This window comes from Spongiactinospora gelatinilytica (assembly GCF_003236385.1).
GTDB classification, from domain to species: Bacteria; Actinomycetota; Actinomycetes; order Streptosporangiales; family Streptosporangiaceae; genus Spongiactinospora; species Spongiactinospora gelatinilytica.
Genome location: NZ_POUA01000558.1, coordinates 1 through 3,448, shown reverse-complemented (window position 1 = coordinate 3,448; position 3,448 = coordinate 1). Strand labels below are relative to the sequence as shown.

General features: G+C 72.5%; 4 protein-coding genes. 3 read left to right on the top strand and 1 reads right to left on the bottom strand.

Annotation, left to right across the window (positions count from 1 at the left end; all coding sequences use genetic code 11):
- Positions 1–114 precede the first annotated feature (114 nt).
- Together C1I98_RS36830 and C1I98_RS36825 are read left to right on the top strand one after the other, a co-directional pair.
- Positions 115–837, top strand: a complete 723-nt coding sequence (locus tag C1I98_RS36830; protein ID WP_111171897.1) for a DedA family protein — start codon at positions 115–117, stop codon at positions 835–837.
- A gap of 55 nt (positions 838–892) precedes the next feature.
- The gene (locus C1I98_RS36825) at positions 893–1,336 is read left to right on the top strand and encodes a hypothetical protein (RefSeq protein WP_111171896.1); all 444 of its coding nucleotides are present in this window, start codon (positions 893–895) and stop codon (positions 1,334–1,336) included.
- Here C1I98_RS36825 and pyrE read toward each other — a convergent pair.
- The gene (gene pyrE / locus C1I98_RS36820) at positions 1,314–1,865 is read right to left on the bottom strand and encodes an orotate phosphoribosyltransferase (protein WP_111171895.1); all 552 of its coding nucleotides are present in this window, start codon (positions 1,863–1,865) and stop codon (positions 1,314–1,316) included. The two genes, C1I98_RS36825 and pyrE, sit on opposite strands and share 23 nt — an antisense overlap.
- A gap of 133 nt (positions 1,866–1,998) precedes the next feature.
- On the opposite strand from pyrE, the gene C1I98_RS36815 reads away from it, so the two are divergent.
- Positions 1,999–3,448 (top strand): sigma factor (locus C1I98_RS36815; RefSeq protein ID WP_199537495.1); only part of this gene is annotated, 1,450 nt, incomplete at its 3' end.

The following is a 3,448-nucleotide window of genomic DNA, read 5'->3' as shown; positions in this document are numbered from 1 at the left end:
CCTGTGGACAACCTGGACGACCCCCCACGCTCCCCTGCCTCCCTGTGGACAAACCCGTGGCGTGTCGCGTGATTTCCCTTACCGAGCTTGGCGGACCGGTAGGCTCCATCCCTGATGAACCTCACGAATCTGCTCGACGCCGAGTGGTGGATCGTCACCTTCGGGCTGATCGGCATTCTCGCCATCATCTTCGCCGAGACCGGGCTGCTGATCGGCTTCTTCCTGCCCGGTGACTCGCTGCTGGTCGTGGCGGGCATCGGCGCGTCGGCCAAGGTGGCCGCGAGCGTCGGCCTGGACGAGCCGTTCCCGCTGCCGGTGCTGCTGGTGGGCGCGCCGCTGTGCGCCATCGCGGGTGCGCAGCTCGGCCATCTCATCGGCGCGAAGACCGGACCGCGGCTTTTCTCACGCCCGGATTCGCGGCTGTTCAAGCAGGAATACGTGGAGAAGGCCAGGCACTACTTCGGCAAGTTCGGCCCGGCCCGCGCGGTGGTGCTGGCGCGGTTCATCCCGATCGTCCGCACGTTCCTCAACCCGGTGGCGGGGATGCTCGGCATGAGCCGGAGCAACTTCCTGCTGTGGAACATCCTGGGCGGCGTGATCTGGACCGACGGGCTGCTGATCTTCGGCTACCTGATCGGCGACCGCATCCCCAACGTCGACCGGTACATCCTGCCGGGCGCGGCGGTGATCATCCTGCTGTCGGTCATCCCGATCATCCGCGAGATCCTGAAGGGCCGCAAGGAGGTCGGGGCGGTACCGTCCCCGGGGGGCAAGCACCACCGCTCCCCGGCCGCCGCGCAGGCGCCCGACGAGCCCACCCGCCACGAGCCCTGGTAACGCCCGGCCGCGACATCCGGGCCGCCACGAGCGCGCGGCGGCTACCCTCCGAAGTGTGGGACGCCACAGGTCTGACCGGATCGGCGTCGGCCGGGGGGCCCTCGCCGTTCTCGGCTGTCTGGTCCTGCTGACGCTGGTCGTGCTCGGCGTCCGAGCGCTGAACGCCCCCGAGCCGCGCCCCCCGCAACCCCGCCAGGCCCCGACTCCGGCTCCGACTCCGACCCTGACCCCGACCACGGTCACCACCAGCCCCGCGACGCCCACCGTCTACATCGAGTGCCGCGCCGACCGCTGCGGGACGGTCTTCGTCCGTGTGCCCGGCGGTGACGTGCTGCTGGACCGCGAGCTGCTCAGAGGCGAGCAGGCGACCTTCACCGAGCCGAGGCTCGACGTGGTGCTCGCCGACGCGTCAGGGCTCAGGGTCGAGGTGAACGGCGTACCGCGCCCGCCGGGCGAACCCGGCGAGCGGGAGGCGTTCACCGCCGAGCGGAAGGGCTGAGCCCCAGGTCGGCAAGGGTGTACGCGGTGCGGTACGGCAGGCCCCGCGCCATGATGGCATCGCCCGCGCCCCGGTCCACGATCGTGGCAACCCCCACGACCTCGGCCCCGGCCTCGCGCAGCGCCTCCACCGCGGTGAGCACGGACCCGCCCGTGGTCGAGGTGTCCTCCACGGCCAGCACCCGCCGGCCGGTGACGTCGGGCCCTTCGATCCTGCGCTGCAATCCGTGGGCCTTCCCCTCCTTGCGGACCACGAACGCGTCGAGCCGCCGCCCCCGCGCCGCCGCCGCGTGCAGCATCGCGGTCGCCACCGGGTCGGCCCCCAGCGTGAGCCCGCCGACCGCGTCATAGTCGAGGTCGGCCGTCTGCTCCAGCATCACCCGGCCGACCAGCGGCGCGCTCTGCCCGTCGAGGGTCACCCTGCGCAGGTCAACGTAGAAGTCGGCCTCCTGGCCCGAGCTGAGCACGACCTTGCCGTGCACGACGCCCTTGGCCCGGATCTCGGCAAGAAGCTCCTCGCGATCGCTCATGGCACAAGAGCCTAGTAGAGCCCCGACCACTCTCTGAGCAGGGCCGCGCGGGGTAAAGGCCGTCCATCGGTTTAGGCACCTCACCGTATGCGGAATCATTTGGCGGGCAACCTTCCGTAGTTACGAGGTAACAATGAGTGCGGAATCCCGTCAAAGTGATGCCGAGCTGCTCGAGTCGGTGCGCACCGGCAAGGCGGCGGCCTTCGGCGTCCTGTACCAACGGCACGTGTCGGCGGCACGGTGCCTGGCCAAGCAGCTCGTGTCCAGCCCGGCAGAGGCCGACGACGTCGTCGCGGAGACGTTCGCCAAGATCCTTGATCTGGTGCGCAGGGGCGGCGGCCCGGAGATAGCGCTGCGGCCCTACCTGCTCACCGCGCTCCGCCGTACGGTCTACGACCGCTCGCGCGGCCAGAACAAACGGGTCCCCACCGACGACATGGAGGCCCACGACCCCGGCGTGCCGTTCGTGGACCCGGCGCTGGCGGGGCTGGAGCGGTCGCTGGTGGCCAGGGCGTTCATGTCGCTGCCCGACCGATGGCGCATGGTGTTGTGGCATACCGAGGTGGAGAACGCGCGGGCCGCCGACCTGGCCCCGCTGCTCGGCCTGACCCCCAACGCGGTGGCGGCGCTCGCCTACCGGGCCAGGGAGGGCCTGCGGCAGGCGTACCTCCAGATGCACCTGAGCGACCTGCCACGCCAGGGCTGCCGCCCGGTGGTCGCGAAGATGGGCGCCTATGTGCGCGGCGGCCTGCCCAAACGGGAGAGCCGCATCGTGGACGAGCACGTCGCGAGCTGCGCCGAGTGTCATGCGATCTTCATCGAGCTGAACGACGTCAACGAGGGGATGCGCCTGGTCGTCGGGCCGCTGGTGGCCGGGCCCCTCCTCATGGGATACGTGTCCGCGCTGGGCAAGGCGGGCGGTACGGCGGGCGGCGGCGCGCTGCTCAGGCGGGTGCGCCGGGTGCCGCGGCGGCACCTGATCGTCCTGGCCGGTACGGCCGCCGCCACGGTCGCCCTCATCACCGCCTACCACCTGCTGACCGGGGTCCGCCCGGTCGATGCCCCCGGCTCGGGCGACGCGGCCCCGATGATCTCGCCGAAGCGGTCGGTACCGGCGGCCGAGCCGCCGTCGGCTTCCCGGCCGCAGCCGTCGCACACCCGCGGTCGCCGTGCCATGCCCACCCCCGCCCCGCCCGTGCCGCCCGTGGTGCCGAGGCTCGCCCCCGCGCGGGCCAGGCTGGTGGCCAGCATCGATCCGGTGGGCGCGCTGGTGCCCGCCCGTCCGGGCATCGTCGGCATCCGGCTGCGCAACGAGGGCGTGCGGGCCAGCGACGAGCTGGTGGCCGCGGTGGAGCTGCCCGCGGGGGTGAGCATGCTGCCCGCGGCGGGCGGAGGCACCCGCCCGATGGGCGTTTCCGCCATCCGCCCGGTCGGCACGGTGGACGGCTGGTCGTGCCGCCCGGCCACGCGCGGAGCCCGCTGCACCCGGGGGCCGCTGGCCCCCGGCCGGATGACGACGGTCTTCATGCGCGTCCAGGTCGCGAGAGAGGCCCCGGCGGGTCTGGGGCCCGCAGTCCAGGTGG